The 21,051-nt window shown below is 65.7% G+C and carries 17 protein-coding genes; 9 read left to right on the top strand and 8 right to left on the bottom strand.

Features of this window, described 5'->3' with window-relative positions; all coding sequences use genetic code 11:
• The first annotated feature begins 12 nt into the window (after window positions 1-12).
• Window positions 13-327 (top strand): hypothetical protein, encoded by a 315-nt coding sequence (locus L0U84_RS10780; protein WP_233849782.1) that lies wholly within the window; start codon window positions 13-15, stop codon window positions 325-327.
• A gap of 22 nt (window positions 328-349) precedes the next feature.
• On the opposite strand, the gene L0U84_RS10775 is transcribed toward L0U84_RS10780, so the two are convergent.
• The gene (locus L0U84_RS10775) at window positions 350-1,318 is read right to left on the bottom strand and encodes a LysR family transcriptional regulator (protein WP_233849781.1); all 969 of its coding nucleotides are present in this window, start codon (window positions 1,316-1,318) and stop codon (window positions 350-352) included.
• Between the two features lie 113 nt (window positions 1,319-1,431).
• Between L0U84_RS10775 and L0U84_RS10770 the strand changes: the two genes are divergently transcribed.
• Window positions 1,432-2,448, top strand: coding sequence for a zinc-binding alcohol dehydrogenase family protein (locus L0U84_RS10770; RefSeq protein WP_233849780.1), 1,017 nt, complete (start codon window positions 1,432-1,434; stop codon window positions 2,446-2,448).
• A gap of 233 nt (window positions 2,449-2,681) precedes the next feature.
• Window positions 2,682-3,230, top strand: a complete 549-nt coding sequence (locus tag L0U84_RS10765) for a DUF6013 family protein (RefSeq protein ID WP_233849779.1) — start codon at window positions 2,682-2,684, stop codon at window positions 3,228-3,230.
• A gap of 58 nt (window positions 3,231-3,288) precedes the next feature.
• On the opposite strand, the gene L0U84_RS10760 is transcribed toward L0U84_RS10765, so the two are convergent.
• Both L0U84_RS10760 and L0U84_RS10755 read right to left on the bottom strand, forming a co-directional pair.
• Window positions 3,289-4,095, bottom strand: a complete 807-nt coding sequence (locus L0U84_RS10760) for an ABC transporter permease (protein WP_129957326.1) — start codon at window positions 4,093-4,095, stop codon at window positions 3,289-3,291.
• Window positions 4,092-4,832, bottom strand: coding sequence for an ABC transporter ATP-binding protein (locus tag L0U84_RS10755; protein WP_233849778.1), 741 nt, complete (start codon window positions 4,830-4,832; stop codon window positions 4,092-4,094). Before L0U84_RS10755 ends, L0U84_RS10760 begins: the two co-directional genes overlap by 4 nt.
• A 239-nt stretch (window positions 4,833-5,071) precedes the next feature.
• Here L0U84_RS10755 and L0U84_RS10750 point away from each other — a divergent pair, with 239 nt between their 5' ends.
• Window positions 5,072-7,543 (top strand): AsmA family protein, encoded by a 2,472-nt coding sequence (locus L0U84_RS10750; protein ID WP_233849776.1) that lies wholly within the window; start codon window positions 5,072-5,074, stop codon window positions 7,541-7,543.
• 314 nt (window positions 7,544-7,857) lie between these two features.
• Here L0U84_RS10750 and L0U84_RS10745 read toward each other — a convergent pair whose 3' ends face one another.
• Entirely contained in the window at window positions 7,858-8,349 is a 492-nt protein-coding gene (locus tag L0U84_RS10745; RefSeq protein WP_129957323.1) for a hypothetical protein, read from the bottom strand.
• Between the two features lie 384 nt (window positions 8,350-8,733).
• On the opposite strand from L0U84_RS10745, the gene L0U84_RS10740 reads away from it, so the two are divergent.
• The 3 genes from L0U84_RS10740 to L0U84_RS10730 all read left to right on the top strand — a co-directional run bounded on the left by L0U84_RS10740 (window position 8,734) and on the right by L0U84_RS10730 (window position 12,949).
• Window positions 8,734-10,344: a sensor histidine kinase gene (locus tag L0U84_RS10740; RefSeq protein WP_233849774.1), complete on the top strand. Its 1,611-nt coding sequence runs from the start codon at window positions 8,734-8,736 to the stop codon at window positions 10,342-10,344.
• Between the two features lie 80 nt (window positions 10,345-10,424).
• Window positions 10,425-10,916 carry a response regulator gene (locus L0U84_RS10735; RefSeq protein ID WP_233849772.1) on the top strand — a complete coding sequence of 164 codons (492 nt, stop codon included), beginning with the start codon at window positions 10,425-10,427 and terminating at the stop codon, window positions 10,914-10,916.
• Window positions 10,917-10,975: 59 nt separating this feature from the next.
• Window positions 10,976-12,949 (top strand): hybrid sensor histidine kinase/response regulator, encoded by a 1,974-nt coding sequence (locus L0U84_RS10730; protein ID WP_233849770.1) that lies wholly within the window; start codon window positions 10,976-10,978, stop codon window positions 12,947-12,949.
• A 122-nt stretch (window positions 12,950-13,071) separates the two neighbouring features.
• Here the strand turns inward: L0U84_RS10730 and mscL are convergent, their stop codons facing one another.
• The 4 genes from mscL to mfd all read right to left on the bottom strand — a co-directional run bounded on the left by mscL (window position 13,072) and on the right by mfd (window position 19,625).
• Window positions 13,072-13,518 (bottom strand): large conductance mechanosensitive channel protein MscL, encoded by a 447-nt coding sequence (gene mscL / locus L0U84_RS10725; RefSeq protein ID WP_233849768.1) that lies wholly within the window; start codon window positions 13,516-13,518, stop codon window positions 13,072-13,074.
• A 100-nt stretch (window positions 13,519-13,618) separates the two neighbouring features.
• Window positions 13,619-14,653 (bottom strand): threonine/serine dehydratase, encoded by a 1,035-nt coding sequence (locus tag L0U84_RS10720; protein WP_233849766.1) that lies wholly within the window; start codon window positions 14,651-14,653, stop codon window positions 13,619-13,621.
• A gap of 89 nt (window positions 14,654-14,742) precedes the next feature.
• A complete protein-coding gene (gene argE / locus L0U84_RS10715) occupies window positions 14,743-15,975 on the bottom strand; it encodes an acetylornithine deacetylase (RefSeq protein WP_233849764.1) in 1,233 nt (410 codons plus the stop codon).
• Window positions 15,976-16,145: 170 nt separating this feature from the next.
• Window positions 16,146-19,625 (bottom strand): transcription-repair coupling factor, encoded by a 3,480-nt coding sequence (gene mfd / locus L0U84_RS10710; RefSeq protein WP_233849762.1) that lies wholly within the window; start codon window positions 19,623-19,625, stop codon window positions 16,146-16,148.
• Between the two features lie 120 nt (window positions 19,626-19,745).
• Between mfd and ispD the strand changes: the two genes are divergently transcribed.
• Together ispD and ispF are read left to right on the top strand one after the other, a co-directional pair.
• Complete coding sequence (ispD, locus tag L0U84_RS10705; RefSeq protein ID WP_233849761.1) at window positions 19,746-20,459, top strand: 2-C-methyl-D-erythritol 4-phosphate cytidylyltransferase; 714 nt, start codon at window positions 19,746-19,748, stop codon at window positions 20,457-20,459.
• An 86-nt stretch (window positions 20,460-20,545) separates the two neighbouring features.
• On the top strand, window positions 20,546-21,025 hold the full coding sequence (ispF, locus tag L0U84_RS10700) for a 2-C-methyl-D-erythritol 2,4-cyclodiphosphate synthase (protein WP_018432029.1): 480 nt from the start codon (window positions 20,546-20,548) through the stop codon (window positions 21,023-21,025).
• Window positions 21,026-21,051 lie beyond the last annotated feature (26 nt).

Here is a 21,051-nt window from a genome sequence, read left to right as displayed (position 1 = left end):
AGGAGTAATCGAATGAAGACCCTACCGCAATCGACAGATGGCGACCAGCCAGCGAAGCCGCTAGCCGACTCGCGCACGAACAGGCATCCGAAGACGTTGCAGGAAGCAGGGGCGCCGCTGCCGCATGAAACCGATCAGCATCCGGAGTCGCAGCACGAAGACGAGCCGCGCCATGTCGGCAAGCAGGCGCATGAGGATCTCGAGCATGGACTGCAGGATACCGACCGTCGTGGTGGCGACGAGTATCAGCAGCGCACGCAGAACGACTCGCATACCGATGTGAACTCGGATCGCAAGCAGGGCGGCGCGAAGGGCGGCAAGCGCTGACGCCGCGTACCAGGCGTGGCGTCTACACGTGCGCCATTGCAGCCGGCTCGCGATCCCAATACGGTGGATCGCCGAAATGCGCGGCGACGAAGTCGATGAACGCGAGCGTCTTCGGCGGCACGAACGCGCGGCTCGGGTACACGGCCCAGATCGCGACGTCGTCAGCCAGCGGATAGCTGTCGAGCACGCTGACGAGTTCGCCGCTGCGTAGATAGGGTGCCACGTCCCATGTCGATTTCAGCGCGATGCCGAAGCCCGCGAGCAGCGCGTCGCGAATCACCTCGCCGTTGTCGGTGACGAGGCGCCCGCTCACGCGCACGTCGAGCGGGCCGGCCGGCGTCAGGAAGCGCCAGTCGCGCTGCGCCGACAGGATGATGCACTCGTGCCGCGCGAGATCCGACGGATGATGCGGCGTGCCGCGCGCGGCCAGATAGGCGGGCGACGCGCACAGCACGCGGCGGTTGACCGCGAGCCGCCGAGCGACCAGCGACGAATCCTTCAGCACGCCGACGCGAATCGCGACATCGATGCCCGCGTCGACCAGATCGACTAGCTGGTCGGTCAGGCGCAGATCGACGCTGACGCCCGGATAGCGGCGCAGAAACTCGCTGATCACCGGCGACACATGCTGGCGCCCGAACGAAGACGGCATCGACACGCGCAGCCGTCCCTGCGGCTCGGCCAGCGCGCGGCCGACCGATGCGCGCGCGGCGGCGGCCGCGTCGAGCAGCGCCTCGGCGCGCGTCATGAACACTTCACCGTCCTGGGTGAGGCTGATGCGGCGCGTGGTCCGATGCAGCAAACGCGCGCCGAGCAGCTTTTCGAGTTGGGCGATCCGCGCGCTCGCGACCGCCGCCGACAACCCGAACTCGCGCCCGGCCGCCGACACGTTGGCGAGCAGCGCGGCACGCACGAATAGCGCGACGTCGAGCAGATCGAGCCGCTCGCGCTCGCTGGGCAGGGACGAGCCGGTCGGGTCTGAACGGTTCATTATTCTGAAAAACCAAAAAATGTTTCAGTGATTATGACTGTTTTAGCAGAATAAGAACCGTCTTACGATGTGATCCATACGTGCACATCAACCGAACCAACAAAGGAGCAGCCATGAAAGCCGTCGGACTCTACCGTTATCTGCCGATCGATCACGCCGAAGCGCTCGTCGACGTCGAGATCCCGAAACCCGTAGCGACCGGCCGCGATCTGCTGGTCAAGGTCGAAGCCATCTCCGTGAACCCGGTCGACACCAAGGTGCGTGCGCCGAAAGACACCGTCGAGAAGAGCCCGCGCGTGCTCGGCTGGGATGCGGCCGGCACGGTCGTCGCGGCCGGCCCCGAGGTCACGCTGTTCAAGGTCGGCGATCCGGTGTTCTATGCGGGCAGCATCACGCGGCCGGGTGCCAACAGCGAGTTTCATCTGGTCGACGAACGGATCGTTGGACACAAGCCGGCGTCGCTCGATTTCACGCACGCGGCCGCGTTGCCGCTGACCGCGATCACTGCGTGGGAAGCCTTGTTCGATCGCCTCGGCGTATCGCCGCAGGGCGCCGACGCAGGCCGCACGGTGCTGATTTTCGGCGGCGCGGGCGGAGTCGGCTCGATCGGCATCCAGCTCGCGAAGCAGCTCGGCAAGCTGAAGGTGATCGCGACCGCGTCGCGGCCCGAATCGGCGAAATGGGCACGGGAGCTCGGCGCGGATCACGTCGTCGATCACTTCGGCGATCTGCCCGCGCAGATGAAGCAGATCGGCATCGAGCAGGTCGACTACGTGTTGATCTTCAACGACACCGACCGCAATTTCCCGGCAGCCGCGCAGCTGATCAAACCGCAAGGCGGCATCTGCACGATCGTCGAGAACAGCGCCGCGCTGCCCGTCGAATTGCTGAAGGCGAAGAGCGCCGCGTTTCACTGGGAGTTCATGTTCACGCGCTCGATGTTCGGCACGCCCGACATGATCGAGCAGCACAAGCTGCTGACCGAGGTCGCGCGGCTCGTCGATGCGGGTACGTTGCGCACCACGCTTGGAGAGGACCTCGGCCGCATCAACGCGGAGAATCTGCGTCGTGCGCATGGGTTGCTCGAAGCGGGGCGCGCGATCGGCAAGCTGGTACTGACCGGCTTCTGAGATGAAATCGACGCGCAGAACGCGTGTCGCCGCAAGCGGGTTAACACCCGAGCCGACATGGCACGCGCGTTAGCGCGCTTGGCGTTAGACTGACGACGCAGCATGCCAAAACGGTTGCGTGTCTTGCGGCGAGGCAAGCCGGTATGAACCGGCCGGTCCTCGGCCGTGCGCGAACAGTGCACAGGCAGTCTCGTCGACGCAAGCGCGCAGCGGCACAACAACGAGGTGACAGTATGAGCTTCAGCTTCAAACTCTCCGCCGTTTCCGTTGTCGCTTCTCTCGCCTGCGCGCTCGTGCCGGCTGCTCGCGCAGCCACGCCGATCACGGTGACCAACCAGGCCGCGCTCGACGGTCCGATCCGCTACACCGTTCGGGTCACGTCGAAGCAGTTCGGCAATTCCCAGGAGACCCGCACGATCCGCTCAGGCGAATCGGACGACTTCACGTGGAAGACCGTGCCGCCCGGCGGTCCGGTGGCCGCCACCGACGCGTGCCCGGACTATGCGTCGCTGCCGATCGACGAGAATGGCGCGATGATCCGCCAGACCCAGATCCGCTTCGCGCCGGTGGTGGCGAGCGACGGCACCGCGACCGTGCAGTTGAGCTTCCAGGCGCAGACGCCGCATGGCGTGAAGGCCGTGACGAGCGGCGGCAAGACGGTCCAGTGTCCCAATGCCGTGCGCATGAGCCAGATCGTGCGTTTCACGATGCCGGTCAATGGCACCACGAAAACGCTGAAGCTGAGCGACGGCACCGAGGTGGCTGTCACCGCGAAGCGCTGAAGGGTTGGGCACGCGGCGTGATGGCCGCGTGCGACCCGTGGCACCACTCGCTCGCGCATTATCCTTTGCGTGCCTCACGTTCGACGAGCCGCGCCGGCAAGAACTGATGCTCGGCCGAAAACAGCCTTCGGTACGTGAGCAGCACCGCGCCCACGGTCCCCAGCGCCGAGGCCGCCGCGATCAGAAACATGATGACGATCTGATAGCGCACCGCCTGCAATGGCGATTGCCCGGCCAGCACCTGACCGGTCATCATGCCCGGCAAACTGACCACGCCGACCACCGCCATCTGGTTCAACGTCGGCATCATGCCCGCGCGCACCGCCTGGCGCGCCGGCGCCTGCGCGGCTTCCCAGCGTGTCGCGCCGAGCGCGAGCGCCATGTCGACGCGGTCGCGTCGCGCGGTGAGCTCCTCGGTCATCCGCTCGATGCCGAGCGATACACCGGTCAGCGTGTTGCCGAGGATCATGCCGAGAATCGGAATCGCATATTGCGGCTCGTACCACGGATGAATCCGGATCACGACGAACAAGCCCACCGCGGCCACGAGCCACGAGCTGACCCAGATCGACAGCACACTGTCCACGCGTTGTCCGGCATAGGTGCGGCTGCCGCGCTGCGCGCCGGCGAAACCGGCGATCAGCGTCATCACGATCATCAGCGGCAGCACCACGTACCAGCGAGCGAAACTGAACACCCAGCCGAGCACGTAGCCGATCGCGAGCAACTGGACGACGGTGCGCACCGCCGCCCATGCTAGCTTGCGCTCGAGATCGAGCTTCAGCGCGACCGATACCGCGCCATTCACGACGATCAGCAGCGTCGCGATCGCGACGTCCCACAAGCTCAGATTCTGCAGGCTCATTGACGGCGCTCCCGCTGCTGGTCCGCGCGATCGCGTGGGTCGGTGTCGCGCAGCGCGGGAGTGTCTTCGGTCAGCACGCCGGCGCGCATCGTCAGATGACGTTTGCTCATGCGTGCCGCCTGCTCGAGATCGTGCGACACCCACATCGACGCGTGAGCTTGCGGCGCGGCATCGAACCATGCCTGCACGAGCGCTTCGATCGCCCGCGACGACGCCGGATCCAGCGATGCGGTCGGCTCGTCGAGCAACAGCACTTCGGGCGCGAGTTGCAGCACGCGGATCAGCGCGGCGATCTGCGCTTCGCCGCCCGACAGTTCGCTTGCCCGCTTGCCAAGAAAGTCCTCGCCGCGGCCCGCCTGTATGGCAAGCCTGGCCGCGCGCGCGCGATCGAAGCGCACGTCGCGATACGCGTGCAGCTCGAATGGATAGCGCAGATTGTCTTCGACGCTGCCGTCGATCAGCGCGGGCCGCTGCCGGATATACGCGACGCCGCGCCGGTAGCGCGGAATCGCCGCGCGCTCGAGCGGCGCGCCATGCCACAGGAGGCGTCCCGCATCGATCGGATCGAGCAGCGCGAGCGCGCGCAGAAACACGCTCTTGCCGGAGCCGGACGGCCCGGTAATCGCGACGCGCTCGCCGGCGCGCAGGGCGAAGGTGGTCGGCTGCAACAGCGTCTGGCCGCGCTGCGCATCGCGCCGCACGATGCCGTCGGCGAGGACGAAGGGAACATCGGTCATGGTTGGGACGTCGTGGGGAGGGGGTACCGTCGACGGTACCTGATCGGCCATGATTCTTCGATGCCGGCGCGACGGCGTCAATGCGCCGGTCGGTTTGTCGGCAAAGCGTGCGCCATGATAAAACGACGAGGCACGTCAGCGCACGACAGCGCACGACAGGTGCGGCGATTCATCGTTTCGCGCCAGGCATGATAACTGCTGCACGGTGCACAACGTAGAACAACACGCGGAGCTTTTCAATGGCAGGGTCGAGCAGCATCGGACGACGGGTAGGAAAAATCTTCGCATGGCTGCTAGCGACGCTCATCATCCTGATCGTCGCGCTCGTCATCTTCATCCTGAGCTTCGACTGGAACCGCGCGCGGCCTTACATCGACGACAAGGTCAGCCAGGCCATCGGCCGGCCGTTCGCGATCAACGGCGACCTGAAGGTGGGCTGGCGTCATGCGGTCGGCGAAACCGGCTGGCGCGGCTGGGTGCCCTGGCCGCGCTTTTCGGCGGCCAACGTCACGATCGGCAATCCCGACTGGACCAGACAGCCGCAGTTCGCGACGCTCGACGAAATCGACTTCGAGGTCGAGGTGCTGCCGCTGCTCGCGCACGACATCGTGATTCCGGCGATCAACTTCGTGAATCCGTCGGTCGATCTCGAACGTCTCGTCGACGGGCGCAATAACTGGACCTTCAAGCTGGCGTCGTCGAGCGGACCGTCCGAGTGGAAGCTCGTCCTGCACGATATCGCGTTCGCCAAGGGCAATATCGCGCTGTCGGATCAGCAGAAGAAGGTCGAGTTGCAGATGGCCGTCGATACGCTCGGGCAGCCGATCCCGATCGGCGACGCGCTGAAGCAGCAGGAGGCGGCCTCGCGCAGCGCGTCGGCGCAGGCGATCGGCCGCGCCGGCGCGAGCAAGCTCGCCGCGCAGGCCGAGGCGCAGGCGGCCTCGGAGGCGAAGGCGGCTTCAGAGGCGGCGGCTTCTGAAACGGCGGCGCAGACGCCGGGCACATCGGGCACATCGGGCGCGTCCGCGGCTTCAGGCTCGCTCGCGACGAGCGGCGCCGCCGCGCCCGCTGAAGCCGAGAGCAAGAGCGCCAGCGCGGCCGCAGCCGTCTCGGGCGCGAGCGGCACCGTAGGCGCGGCGCGCGCAACACCGCTCTATGCGATCGCCTGGACCGTCAAGGGTACCTACAACCGCACGCCGGTGTCGGGCAGCGGCAAGCTCGGCGGCGTACTCGCGCTGCAGGACGCGAACCGGCCATTCCCGGTACAGGCCGACGTCAAAGGCGGCGACCTGCATATCGCGTTCGTCGGCACGATCACCGATCCGGCGCATCTCGCGGCGCTCGATCTGCGTCTCTGGCTGCAGGGCAACAGCATGGCGCGCCTGTATTCGCTGACCGGCGTGACCTTGCCCGAAACCCCGCCATACGCGACCGAGGGCCATCTGATCGGCCGCTTCAAGTCGAGCGGCAACGTGTTCACGTATGAAAACTTTACAGGCCGGGTCGGCGGCAGTGATCTCAACGGGTCGTTGACGTATACCGCGCGCGAGCCGCGTCCTTTGCTGCAGGGCGAACTCGAGTCGCACGTGCTGCAGTTCGCGGATCTCGCGCCGGTGATCGGCGCCGATTCGAACGCGAGCAAGGCGAAGCGCGGCGACGCGACTGCGCAGCCGAGCGATCGCGTGCTGCCGGTCGAGGAGTTCCGCACCGACCGCTGGAAGGCGATCGACGCCGACGTCAAGTTCACCGGCCAGCGCATCGTCAAGAACTCGAACCTGCCGATCACGGATCTGTACACGCACGTCGTGATGACCGACGGCGTGCTGTCGCTCGTGCCGCTGAAGTTCGGCGTCGCGGGCGGCTCGCTAGCGTCGGACATTCATCTCGATGGCGCCGCGGCACCGTTGAAAGGACGCTTTGCGATGTCGGCCCGGCATCTGAAGCTGAAGCAGCTATTCCCGAACTTCAAGACGATGCAGAACGCACTCGGCGAAATCAACGGCGATGCGTCGCTGTCCGCGACCGGCAATTCGCCGGCGGCGCTCGCGGCGAGTTCGAATGGCGAGGTGAAGGCGCTCGTGACCGACGGCACCGTCAGCCGTCTGCTGATGGAGGCGGCCGGGCTGAACGTCGCGAACGTCGTCTATGAAAAGCTGTTCGGTAATCGCGACGTGAAGATCAACTGCGCGGCCGCGGATTTCGTCGCGACCGACGGCGTGCTCGAAGCGCGCGTGTTCGCGCTCGATACCGACGACGCGGTGATCAATATCGACGGCCACATCAATCTGCGCGACGAAACGATGGACCTCGGCGTGCATCCGCATACGAAGGGCTTCCGGGTCTTTTCACTGCGCTCGCCGCTGTACGTGAGGGGCACGCTCAAGAGTCCGCACGTCGGCGTCAATGCGGCCGCGCTCGCATTGCGTGGCGGCGCAGCGGTCGGGCTCGGACTGATCAATCCGTTCGCGGCGCTGATCCCGCTGCTCGCACCGAGCAACAACAAACCGCTGCCGTGCGCAGAGTTGCTCGCGCAGGTGCGGCAGATGCCGAAGGCGCCCCCGCCGGGCGTCAAGCAACAGCCGAAGGCGCCGATCTCGCTCGACGGCGCGCCGCTCAACAAGTCCTCGGGCGGCGCGTCGTCGCCGGCCGCGGCGGATCGCAAGCCGGCGACGCTGTCGCCGGCGAGCGCGGCCGAATACAAGGGCAGCTGATGTTGCCAGGCTGGCCTGCGGACTGGTCGAATGGGAGCGTCGGCGGCGGCCTGTGCTTGGTCTGCTTGTCACTGACCAGCGTGCCGACTGCACGCGAGCGCGTCGATGTGAACACCGGATGGATGACATGATGCCGCGCTCGCAACTGCGCGCGGTTGCCGTCAAGGCCAGCGTTTCAATGGAGCGAAGAGGAAGGCGGCGCCGCTCTGACGACTACGCCAGCGATGCGTGATGACAACAGCTGTCGAAACTGCGGATGAATGACGACGGAACGACCCGTCAGTAACCCTGAACTTCAGGGCATCTGATTTGCGCTATCGGAGCGAGCGCGGTGTTGCATCACCTGACGCATCCTGGCGACGCACGCCGCGGCGGGTACCGATCCGCGTCGCGCCGAACTCCGTCAGAATCTTGCCGCGCGCACGGCTCGCGAAGACGAGGAAGCCGAAGCCGTCGGCCTCGTACCAGTAACCGCCGTTCTCGAGACCATCGAGCGGCTGCTCCAGCGCGTTGGTAATGGATTCGATGCAGCGACGCCGCAATTCGGCCGGCGCCGGGTAGGGCGGCTGCGCGCCGCGCACACTGCATAGAAGCACGTCGAGTCCAGGCAGCACGTGTGCATAGAGCACCGGTTCGTCCTGCGCGCGAGCCCGCGCGATCTTGGTGTCGAGTTGACTGAACGGCTTGAAATGCCGCAGAACCGCGAGGAACGACTCGTCGCCGTCCACCTTCGCGCGTCTACGCTTTTTCGGGAAGGACATAAAAATTCGCCTGAAAAAGAATTGCAAGAAACGCTGCGTCCTCATGCGACCACTCCCGGCTTTCGCGCGCCGCACGTCGATCTTTTATAGCATACGACAAGGCCGGATTCACGATGATTCGACGCTATCGCATCGCCCCACCACCTCCCGCACGAATCATGCCGAACCGCCTCGCCGCGCGCATTCGCATCCCAGCACACCTTGTCTCCATCATAGACGCAGGCGGAGCGGAAAAAACATCCCATCCCAATAAAAAAGTCATTTTTGTGTGGTCGAGCGCTTGCACGGGGCGCCGTTGAAATATCTCCGATTCACGTCGATAATGGCCCGTCCGGCCGCGCTGCGCCCGCCTACAGGGCGCGACGGGTGTGCGCGAGCCCGCCGTTCGAGTGACAGCCTGAATCACAGCCTGAACGCCCTGACGGAACCATGAAACTATTCACCAAAGGTTTGCTGCTGATCGCGGTACCGAGCGTGGTCGAACTCGCGCTGCTCGGGGTCGTCTTCGACACCCAGGAGCGGACCGCGCAGGCCGCGCGATGGGTCGACAACAGCAAGCAGATTCTCTACGAGTCGTCGGCCATCGTCGATCCGCTGCTGCGTCAGGCCGCGCGTGTGCGCACGGCAATGGTGACGGGCGATGCATCGCTGATCGACCGCCAGGCGGTGTGGGTCGACCTGAACGACCGGCTCGCGAAGCTCGATACGCTGGTCGCCGAAACGCCGGCTCAGGCCGAGCGCGTGCGCAGCATGCGGCGCGCGATCGACGCGTATCGCGAGCAGAGTTCCGCGATCTCGCAGGCGTTGCACGAAGGGCGCAGTCTACGCCCGTATATCGCGCTCGAAACCGGCGAGTTGCCGGAGCAGGTCGCCGTGTTCCGCGAGGAGTTGGCCCAGTTCGGCGCGGCGGCGTCGGAGCTCGACGTCGAGCGCTCGACTGCGCTCGGCGAGCGGCGCGAGCTTCAGCAGCGCGCGCTGATCGCCGCGGTGTTCGGCTCGATGCTGATCTGGGCAGCTACCGCCTTCGTGTTCGCGCGCGGCATCGGCCAACGCCTCGAAGTGTTGACCGATAACGCCGAGCGCCTCGGCAGCGGTCGGCCGCTCGCGGCGCCGTTGTCGGGCAGCGATGAGATCGCCGCGCTCGACAATGTGCTGCATCAGACCGATATGCGTCTGCGCGAGGCGGAAGCCGGGCAGGAGGCCCTGAAGACGGAGCTGGAAGCACGCGCTGGCGAACTGGCGGCCGTCAATGAGGAGTTGCGCCAGGAAACGCAGGACAACGAGATGTTCATCTACAGCGTGTCGCACGATCTGCGCTCGCCGCTCGTCAATCTGCAGGGTTTTTCGAAGGAGCTGCACGTGTCGTGCGACGAACTCGACGGCCTCGTCGGGCAGGCCCACCTGCCCGAGAGCGAAGCGCGCCGCATGACGCAGATCCTCGATGGCGACGTGCGCGAGTCGTTGCACTATTTGCGCACCGCGGTCGCGCGCGCGGCGACGATCATCGACGCGCTGCTGCGCATCTCGCGCGCGGGACGGCTCGAATACCAGTGGCAGCGGGTCAGCGTCGGGCGCGCGGTGGCACGGGTCGTCGATGGGCTGCAAGGCACGATCGACCAGCACGCCGCGAGCGTCACGGTGCGGGAGCTGCCGCCCGCATGGGGCGATCCGGCGGCGGTCGAGCAGATCTTCAATAACCTGATCGCCAATGCGCTGACTTTCCTCGACCCGTCGCGCCGCGGGCGCATCGAGATCGGCGCGCTCGCGCCCGAACCCGTCGACGAAAACGAGCCGCGCGCGGTCCGGATGCGCACTTATTACGTCCGCGATAATGGGCTCGGCATTCCGGCCGCGTATCTGTCGAAGGTGTTTCGCGCGTTCCAGCGTCTGCACGGGGACGTCGCGAGCGGCGAGGGGATCGGCCTCGCCGTGGTGCGTCGCACGGTCGAGCGGCACGGCGGGCGTGTCTGGGTCGAATCGGCCGAAGGCGCCGGATCGACCTTTTTCGTGGTGCTGCCCGAGCAGCCGGTGCGCTTCTGAGCGCCGCGCATGCCGGCGCGGGCACTGCCGCCACCAGCCTCCCGGCGGCCTGGATCACGAATCGTTAGCACGGAGAGCCTATGAATCACGCGCAAACGGTCAGCATCGTTCTGATCGAAGACGACGATGGCCACGCGACGCTCGTCGAGCGTAATCTGCGCCGCGCCGGCATTTCGAACGGCTTCCTGCGCTTTCGGGACGGCCAGCAGGCGCTCGACTACTTCTTCGGCCCCGCGCCCGTGGAGCCGCTGACCGACGCCGACGGCCATCCCTATCCGCCGCGCGAGAATCTGGCGAATTTCGTCGTGCTGCTCGATCTGAAGATGCCGCGCGTCGACGGCTTCGAGGTGTTGCGGCGTCTGAAGGAAGCCCCCGAGACCGCCGCCGTGCCCGTGATCGTGCTGACCACGACCGATGATCCGCGCGAAATCGCGCGCTGCTACGAGCTCGGTTGCAACGTGTATATCTGCAAGCCGGTCGAATACGATGCGTTCATCGAGGCCGTGCGCCGGCTCGGCTTTTTCCTGCAAGTGGTCAAGCTGCCGCCGGGGCATCGTCTCTCGCCGGCCTGAAGCTGTCCGAAAGCCGTTCATGACAACATAAGCACTGACCTCAGCCAGAGAGCCCCTGCATGACCGAAGAAGTGTCCACGCCGCACGCCGCGTATGTGCTCGTCGTCGATGACGACGAGGGGATCTTGCGGCTCGCGCGCAAGTCGCTCGAACGCGCCGGCTGCCGGGTGGCGATTTGCGCCGGTGTCGAGACGGCCCGCGAGCGCCTCGCGAACGGCGCCCCGGATCTGCTGGTGCTCGACTATCAGCTGAGCGGGCCGGAGACCGGGCTCGATTTCTTCCGGCGTCTGCGCGCGGAGGGCGTGCGCATTCCGGCGATCCTCGTGACCGGCTTCACCGACGAGTCGCGCGTGATCGAAGCGCTGCGCGCGGGTGTGTCCGACGTGGTGCCGAAATCCGGCGACTATCTCGACTATCTGCCGGAGGCCGTGGAGCGCGTGCTGTCGCAGGTGCGGCTGCAACGCGCGTCCGACGAAGCGCTGCTGCTGCGCGATCGCGAGCAGCATTACCGGACGCTGTCGGAGGCGTTGCCGCATCTCGTGCTGACCTGCGACGCCGCCGGCGATTGCGACTTTCTGTCGAAGCAGTGGTACGACTACACCGGCTTGCCCGAACACGCGTCGCACGGTCTCGCGTGGCTCGACGCCGTGCATCCCGACGACCGCGAGCAGATCCGGCAAAGCTGGCTGAAGGCCGTCGCGAGCCCCAGCGGCGACTATCGGCACGAAATGCGGATTCGCCGGCACGACGGCGATCACCGCTGGTTCGACGTGCGCGTGGTCGCGATGCGCGACGCCGAGGGCAACGTCAGCAAATGGTTCGGCAGCTGCACCGACATCCACTCGCAGCGCGAGGCGATCGAGGAGCGCGAGCGGCTGCTCGAGTCCGAGCAGGCCGCGCGCCAGGCCGCCGAGGAAGCGAATCGCGCGAAAGACCGTTTTCTCGCGATGCTGTCGCACGAATTGCGCACGCCGCTCACGCCGGTGCTCGCGGGCGCGAGCGTGCTCGAGATGATCCCCGAGCTGCCCGAACAGGCGCGCGCGAGCGTTCGTATGATCCGCCGCAACGTCGAGCTGGAGGCGCGGCTGATCGACGATCTGCTCGATCTGACGCGCGTCGCGAACGGCAAGCTGCGGCTGTCGCTGGAGACCGTCGACGTGCACGAGGTGATCGACAGCGTGCTCGAACTCTTTCGCAGCGAAATCCAGGTCAAGCAGCAGGACGTGCATGTCGACAAGCACGCGACGCATCACTACGTGCTCGCCGATCGCGCGCGTCTGCAACAGATGCTGTGGAACCTGATTCGCAACGCCGCGAAGTTCACGCCGGACGGCGGCCATATCTATGTGCGCACGCGCGACGAACGCATGCACGTGCAGATCTCGGTCGAAGATACCGGCATCGGCATCGAGCCGGAGCAGATCGGCAAGCTGTTCAACGCGTTCGAGCAGGGTGACCAGAACATGACGCGGCAGTTCGGCGGGCTGGGCCTCGGTCTCGCGATCACGAAGGCGTTGACCGACGTGCACGGCGGCACCGTGACCGCGCAGAGTCCCGGTCCGCATTGCGGCGCGACCTTCACGATCACGCTGCCGACCGCGGCCGCGCCGGCCGCCGCGCAGCCGGTCATCGCGCCGAGCACCGTGCTGCCGGCGAGCTCGCTGACGGTGCTGCTGATCGAGGATCACGCCGACACCGCCGACGTGATGGCCCAATTGATGCGCAGCCTGGGCCATCAGGTGACGGTGGTCGGGCGCATCGACGATGCGCTTGCGGCGACGCAGTTGGAGACGTTCGAACTGATCGTCAGCGATGTCGGTTTGCCCGACGGCACCGGCCTCGATTTCGTCAAGGCGTTTCGCGAGTATTCCGACGCGCCGGCCGTCGCGTTGACCGGCTTCGGCACCGACGAGGACGTGCGCCGTTGTTTGAGCGCGGGCTTTACGTCGCATCTGACGAAGCCTGTCAATTTCGGCCAGCTCGAAGCGATGATCGAAAGCGCGGCGCAATTGAAGGCGCGAAAGGATAAGTAAGGCTCGATAACATGCCGCATTGAAAATGGCGGAAAAAGACAAAGGCCTGTTGCGACGTCGATCGCACCAGGCCTTTTTTATTTCACCGGCTCAGGTATTTGAACCCGAGCTTCATTTAACAATTAACGCGGCGGGTTCTTCAGCGAATCGCGGATCTCGCGCAGCAGCAGCACGTCTTCCGGCGGGGGCGGCGGCTCCGCCGGCGCGGCTTGCGGTTCCTTGCGCAGTTTGTTGATGAACTTGACCATCAGAAAGATGATGAACGCGAGGATGATGAAGTTGATCGTCGCGGTAATGAACGAACCGTAGCCGAACACCGCCACGCCAGCCGTCTGCAGGTCTTTATATGATTCGGGATTGCCTTTGTAGCTGGCCGGAATATGGCCGAGGCGAACGAACAGATTGGAGAAGTCGAGGCCGCCGGTAGCGACCCCGACAACCGGCATGATCAGGTCTTTAACCACGGAATTGACAATGGTGGAAAATGCGCCGCCGATAATCACACCGACCGCCAGATCCATCACATTGCCTTTGAGGGCAAATTCTTTAAATTCCTGGACCATGCTCATAGAAACACCTCCCCTGAAATGAATAGCCGAATAATACCAATCTGAAGCGGACAGGCCAGTGCTTTAGCCGCATTGCAACAGATGCATTCGTTGCGCGCGGCTAATGAGGAAACTGTGACTCGCTATGACGCGCGCGTTCCAGATGCGCGGCAAAACTGACCGGGTCGATATTGGCGCCGCACAGCAGCACGCCCACGCGTTGGCCCTGCAACTGATCGCGCAGCGGTCCGAGCAGTGCGGCGGTGGCGGCCGCGCAAGCGGGCTCGACCGCGAGCTTCAGCTGATTGAACAGGATCAGCATCGCCTCGCGCAGCTGGTCGTCGGATACCGTGACGAGCCGATCGATATGGCGGCGGCACAACTCGTAGCTGTATTGCTCGGAATGCGGCGACATCAGCGAATCGGCGATGCTGTGCATATGGCCCATTCTGATCGTATGGTTGGCGGCAAAGCTTTTGCTCATCACGTCCGAGCCTTCGGGTTCGACGCCATACACGTGCACGTTCGGATTCGCGAGCCGCAGCGCAGTGGAAACGCCGGCCGCGAGTCCGCCGCCGCCAATCGGCACGATCACCGCTTCGAGGTCGGGCGTTTGCGTCGCCCATTCGTAGCCGAGCGTCGCCGAGCCGAGCACCGTGCGATAGCCGTTGAACGGATGCACGAAATAGCGGCCTTCCTCGGCCTCGACGCGGCGCACCAGTTCGAACGCTTCGGCGAGATCTTCCGCATAGACGATGTCGGCGCCGTATTCGCGGCACAACGCGACGCGCGCCGGATTCGCCGTGCTGAACAGCACGACCTTCGCGCTGACGCCGAGCCGCATCGCCGCATAGGCGACCGCCACCGCGTGATTGCCGCCCGACACGCAGGTGACGCCCGCGCTCTTCTGCGCGTCGTCGAGCGCGAGCAGGTTCGTGAAGGCGCCACGCGCCTTGAAGCTGCCGCCCACCTGCAGCAGTTCGAACTTGAAATTGACGACGGTGCCCTGCAGCGACGAGAAGTCGAGCCGGTCGAACACCGGTGTGCGCGCGACCCACGGCGCCAAAGTGAAGTGCTGCGCGGCGATGTCGTCGAGCGTGGGGATCGGCTCGCCGTCGATCGTGTGATCCGTGTGCTGCGGCATGGCGCTGGACATGGCGGTCGCTCCGGAGTCGTCGATGTCGCTGAGACCCGTGGCACGGCGCGCAGGTTCATTGCGATTGCGCGCCGCTGCAACGAAACGGGCTAAGCGGCCTCGACCGACATGCTGTGAATGAACTTGCGCAAGAAGCGCTCGCACGCGACGAGCTGCCCGAGCTCGACGAATTCGTTCGCTTTGTGCGCCTGCTGGATATCGCCGGGGCCGCAGACGATGCTCGGAATCCCCGCGTTCGAAAAGAGGCCGGCCTCGGTGCCGTACGCGACCTTGCGCTTGTCCTGGTCGGCCGTCAGCGCGCGTACGAGCTGCGTGATCGCGGCCTGTTCAGACGAATCGAGTCCGGGTGCCGCGGCGATCTTCGTGATCTCGATCGCGGCCGACGGATGCTCGAGCAGCATTTTCGGCAGCAGCGTGTCGCGCGCGTAAGCGTCGATGCGCGCAAAGATCTGCTCGGGATCGAGCGTCGGCAGATTGCGGAATTCGAACTGGAACTGGCAATCGGCCGGCACCGTGTTGATCGCGTTGCCGCCGGTGATCGTGCTGGTCTGCGCGGTGCTGAACGGCACGTCGTACAGTTCGTCGAACGGGCCTTGCGCGCGGAACTGGTCGGCCATGTCGCGGATGTAGCAGATCAGGCGCGCCGCGTACTCGATCGCGTTCAAGCCCTTCGGCGTCAGCGACGAATGCGCGGCCTGGCCGCGCACGCAGCACTGATACGCGTTGATGCCCTTGTGCGCGATGATCGGGCGCATGCTGGTCGGCTCGCCGACGATACAGCCGTCCGGCTTCACGCCGCGCTTCATCAGATCGGCGATCAGAAGCGGCGCGCCGACGCAGCCGACTTCTTCGTCGTACGACAGCGCGAAGTGGATCGGCTTCGCGAGCTTCGCGCGCTGCATGTCTGGCACGAGCGCGAGCGCGGCGCCGATGAAGCCCTTCATGTCGCAGGTGCCACGGCCGTAGAGCTTGTCACCGCGAATCTCGGGCTTGAACGGATCGCTGTCCCATTGCTGGCCGTCCACCGGCACGACGTCCGTATGGCCCGACAGCACGACGCCGCCGTTCGTCTCGCCGTCGTGCGCGGGAATCGTCGCGAACAGGTTCGCCCATTGGCCGCCCTTGCCATGCGTCAGCGTCGCGTCGATACCGGCCGCGCGCAGCTCGTCGCGCACGGTTTCGATCAGGCCGAGGTTGGGATTGCGGCTCACCGTATCCATCGACACGAGACGGGTGACCCAGGGCAGAGATAGCGGAGAGGCGGGAGATGCGGAGGAGGCGGACGACTGCGACGATGGCGCTGTTTCAGCGACGTGAGACATGACTTGACTCCAGCATTTTGTATCTATCGATCATATCCCAAATCGCATTTTCGTAAGGGCTTCCAAAAAGTCGGGATGGCGTTGGCGCAGCGCAGCATCGATGCAGAAAACGGGGGACGTCCCCCTGTTTTCTGCAGTTTCCCGGACCCTTCGCGCGCAGCGATCCGCGCTCAGCGCGCGGGCGCCGCCGCGGTGCCGCGGCTGGGCGAACCGAGCGCGCGCAAGGTCTCCTTGACGGTCGCGACACGCACCGCGAGATCCGGGCTGCGCGTTTCGATGCGCAGCTTGTCCTGACCCGCGAGCTTGATGTGCTTGTGCTTCTGCACCATCTCGATGATCCGCATCGCGTCGACCGGCGGATTCGGGATGAACTGCAGGCCGATTACCGCTTCGCCCGCATCGATCTTCGAAATGCCGAGCGGCTTCGCGGCGAGCCGCAGCCGATGCGTTTCCACCAGCGCATGCGCCTGCGGCGGGAGCTTGCCGAAGCGGTCGATCAGCTCTTCCTGGATACCGTCGATCGAGTCGTTGTGTTCGCAGTTCGCGAGGCGCTTATACAGCGACAGACGCTCCTGCACGTCGCCGCAATAGTCCGACGGCAGGATCGCCGGCGAATGCAGATTGATCTCGGTGGTCGCGGCGAGCGGCGCGGTGAGGTCGGGCTCCTTGCCGTTCTTGAGGGCCTTCACCGCGTCGTTGAGCATGTCGGTATAGAGCTGGAAACCGATCTCCTGAATCTCGCCCGACTGCTTGTCGCCGAGCACCTCGCCGGTGCCGCGAATCTCGAGGTCGTGCATCGCGAGATAGAAGCCCGAGCCGAGTTCCTCCATCTGCTGGATCGCTTCGAGCCGCCGTTGCGCCTGCTTGGTGAGCCCTTGCGGATCGTGCACGAGCAGATACGAGTACGCCTGGTGATGCGAGCGTCCGACGCGGCCGCGCAGCTGATGCAATTGCGCGAGACCGAACTTGTCGGAGCGATGGATCAGGATCGTGTTCGCGCTCGGCACGTCGATGCCGGTTTCGATGATCGTCGTGCACAGCAGCACGTTCGCGCGTTGTGCGACGAAGTCGCGCATCACGCGCTCCAGTTCGCGCTCGTGCATCTGTCCATGCGCGACCGCGATGCGCGCTTCGGGCACCAGCGCTTCGAGCATCTGCCGGCGATTCTCGATCGTCTCGACTTCGTTGTGCAGGAAGTAGACCTGGCCGCCGCGCTTCAGCTCGCGCAGCATCGCTTCGCGAATCACGCCGTCTTCCTCTCGCCGCACGAAGGTCTTGATCGCGAGGCGCTTTTGCGGCGCGGTCGCGATCACCGAGAAATCGCGCAGGCCTTCGAGCGCCATGCCGAGCGTACGCGGGATCGGCGTCGCGGTCAGCGTCAGCACGTCGACTTCGGCGCGCAGCGCCTTCAACGCTTCCTTCTGACGCACGCCGAAGCGGTGCTCCTCGTCGATGATCACGAGCCCGAGCCGCTTGAACTGCACATCGGAGGACAGCAGCTTGTGCGTGCCGATCACGATGTCGACCGAGCCTTCGTTGATCTGCTGGATCGCCGCGTTGACTTCCTTGGTCGACTTGAAGCGCGACAGCTCGGCGATGCGCACCGGCCAGTCGGAGAAGCGGTCGCTGAAGGTCTGCGTGTGCTGTTCGGCGAGCAGCGTGGTCGGCGACAGCAGCGCGACCTGCTTGCCGCCCATCACCGCGATGAACGCCGCGCGCAGCGCGACCTCGGTCTTGCCGAAGCCGACGTCGCCGCACACGAGGCGGTCCATCGGCTTGCCGCTCGTCATGTCGCCGATCACGGCCGCGATCGCGGCGGCCTGGTCCGGCGTTTCCTCGAAGCCGAAGCTCTCGGCGAACTTCACGTAGTCCTTCGGTTCGAGCGCGAACGCGTGGCCCTCGCGGGCGGCCCGGCGCGCGTACAGATTGAGCAGCTCGGCGGCGGTGTCGCGGATCTGCTGCGCGGCCTTGCGCTTGGCCTTTTCCCACTGGCCCGAGCCGAGCGAATGCAGCGGTGCGCTTTCCGGATCGGCGCCGCTATAGCGCGAGATCACGTGCAATTGCGCGACCGGCACGTAGAGCTTGCTGTCGCCCGCGTATTCGAGGTGCAGGAACTCGGTTTCGCCTTCGCCGAGGTCCATCGTCACGAGACCCATGTAGCGGCCGATACCGTGCTGCGAATGCACGACCGGGTCGCCGACCTTCAGCTCGGACAGATCGCGCACCATCGAATCGACGTTGCTCGCCTGTTCCTGGCGGCGGCGTCCCGCGCGGCGCGCGAGCGGCCCGTACAGCTCGGTCTCGGTGATGATCGCGATGCCGTCGCCGGGCACCGCGAAGCCGTTCGCGAGCGGTGCGACGCCGAGCGAGAAGCGCGCGTCGCTCCTGAGCCAGTCGGCGAAGCTGTCGGCCGAGGCGGGCTTAAGCGTGTTGTCGGCGAGCAGTTGCAGCAGCGTCTCGCGGCGGCCCGCCGATTCGGCGGCGAACAGCACGCGGTTCGGCGTCGTGCTCAGATAGGCGCGCAGCGCCGAGACGGGGTCGTCGGCGTGCCGGTCGATGGCGAGGTTCGGCAGCGCGATCGACCAGGCGCCGCCGCCGTTCGTGGGCAACACGAGCCGGGCGAACGGCTTGGCGAACGTAAAGAAATCCTCGTCCGACAGGAACAGCTTCTGCGGTTCGAGAATCGGCCGGTCGCGGTCGTGCGACAGGAAGTTGAAGCGCTGCTTCGTGTCGTTGCTGAAGCGCCGGATCGCCGCATCCAGATCGCCGACGAATGCGAGTTGCGAACCGTCGGGCAGGTAATGGAAGAGGGTGGCCGTCTCCTCGAAGAACAGCGGCAGATAGTATTCGATGCCCGCCGACGGCACGCCGTTGCCGATGTCTTTATAGATCGACGCGCGGCTCGGATCGCCCTCGAAGGTCTCGCGCCAGCGGCTGCGGAATGCGGTGCGCGCGGCTTCGTCGAACGGGAATTCGCGGCCCGGGAGCAGACGCACGTCCTTGACCGGGTAGAGGCTGCGCTGCGTGTCGGGGTCGAACGCGCGGATCGAGTCGACCTGGTCGTCGAACAGGTCGATCCGGTAGGGCAGCGGCGAGCCCATCGGGAACAGATCGAGCAGCGAGCCGCGCACGCAGTATTCGCCGGGACGCACGACCTGGCTCACGTGCTCGTAGCCGGCGAGCGTCAGTTGCGCCTTCAACTTCGCTTCGTCGAGCCGCTCGCCCTGCGAGAACGAGAAAGTGTAGGCGGCCAGGAACGACGCGGGCGGCATCCGGTACAGGGCCGTCGTGGCCGGCACCAGCAGGATGTCGCAGCGGCCTTCGCCAAGATCGTGCAGCGTCGCGAGACGCTCGGACACGAGGTCCTGGTGCGGCGAAAACGTATCGTAAGGCAGCGTCTCCCAGTCGGGCAGCAGGCGCACGCGCGCGTCGGGCGCGAAGAAGCCGATTTCCTGCGACAGCCGCTGCGCGTCGACCGCGCTTTCGCAGACCACCGCGAGCAGCGGCATCTTCTCGCGATACGCGAGATGGTAGCGGGCGATCAGCAGCGCGTCGGACGAACCGCGCGTGCCGTCGAAGGCGAAACGCTGGCCGGCCTTGACGAGCGCGACGGGCGAGGAGGACTGCGAGGATGCGGCGATGTCTGGCATAGGGATCAAAAGGGCGGCTCGGAGCTCACACGACGGCCAAGTTTACGCGTGTACGGGCGTGGATGCGAAGGACCTATTATAAAATCCGTCCTTTACTTTGACCTGGCGGCATCCGCACTCGTGACTTCCCGTCTCTTCGCCCTGATCCCGTGCGCGGGCACCGGCAGCCGTTCCGGTGCCGCGATGCCCAAGCAATACCGCACCGTCGCCGGCCGCGACATGCTGCATTACTCGCTCGCCGCGTTCGACGCGTGCAGCGAATTCACGCAGACGCTCGTCGTAATCGCGCCCGACGACCAGCACTTCGACGCGCGCCGCTTCGGCAATCTGCGGTTCGCGGTGCGGCGCGCGGGTGGCGCGTCGCGCCAGGCGTCGGTGCTCAACGGTCTGCATGCGCTCGCCGAGTTCGGCGCCCACGACGACGACTGGGTGCTCGTGCACGACGCGGCGCGCCCGGGCATCACGCCAGCGCTGATCCGCACGCTGATCGGCTCGCTGAAGGACGACGCGGTCGGCGGCATCATGGCGTTGCCGGTCGCCGATACGTTGAAGCGGATCGACCGCGCTTCCCACGACGGCCGGATCGCCCGCACCGAGGCGCGCGACGGCTTGTGGCAGGCGCAGACGCCGCAGATGTTCCGCATCGGCATGCTGCGCGAGGCGATCCTGCGCGCGCAGGCCGACGGCCACGATCTGACCGACGAGGCGAGCGCGATCGAATGGTCGGGGCATGCGCCGAAGCTCGTGCAAGGCAGCCTGCGCAACTTCAAGGTCACGTATCCGGAAGATTTCGATCTGGCCGAGGCGATTTTGAGCCGCGCTGCCGGTTCGTGATGCTTCGCCTCTGGTTGGACACCAAAACGATTTAGACAGGCTTTGATGAAGCTATAAAAGCTTCAGCACTTGAGGATGTGATGGACATGGATTTCAGAATTGGGCAAGGCTACGACGTGCATGCGCTGGTGCCGGGACGCGCGTTGATCATTGGCGGCGTGACGATTCCGTACGAGCGCGGACTGCTCGGTCACTCGGACGCGGACGTGCTGCTGCACGCGATCACCGACGCGCTGTTCGGCGCGGCAGCGTTGGGCGACATCGGCCGCCACTTCTCGGATACCGACGCGAAGTTCGCCGGCGCTGACAGCCGCGTGCTGCTGCGCGAATGCGTGGCGAGGGTCAAGGCGGCGGGCTTTGCGATCGGCAACGTCGATAGCAGCGTGATCGCGCAGGCGCCGAAGCTCGCGCCGCATATCGAAGGGATGCGCGCCAATATCGCGGCGGACCTCGGTCTGCCGATCGAGCGCGTCAACGTCAAGGCGAAGACGAACGAGAAGCTCGGCTATCTGGGCCGCGGCGAGGGCATCGAGGCGCAGGCCGCGGTGTTGCTGGTCAGGAGCTGAGCGGGCTTTTGCTGTTTTGCTGGAGC

The organism is Paraburkholderia sp. HD33-4 (assembly GCF_021390635.1).
Lineage (GTDB): Bacteria > Pseudomonadota > Gammaproteobacteria > Burkholderiales > Burkholderiaceae > Paraburkholderia.
Note: the sequence above shows the minus strand (reverse complement) of the source record. Positions and strands in the feature narration are given on the sequence as shown.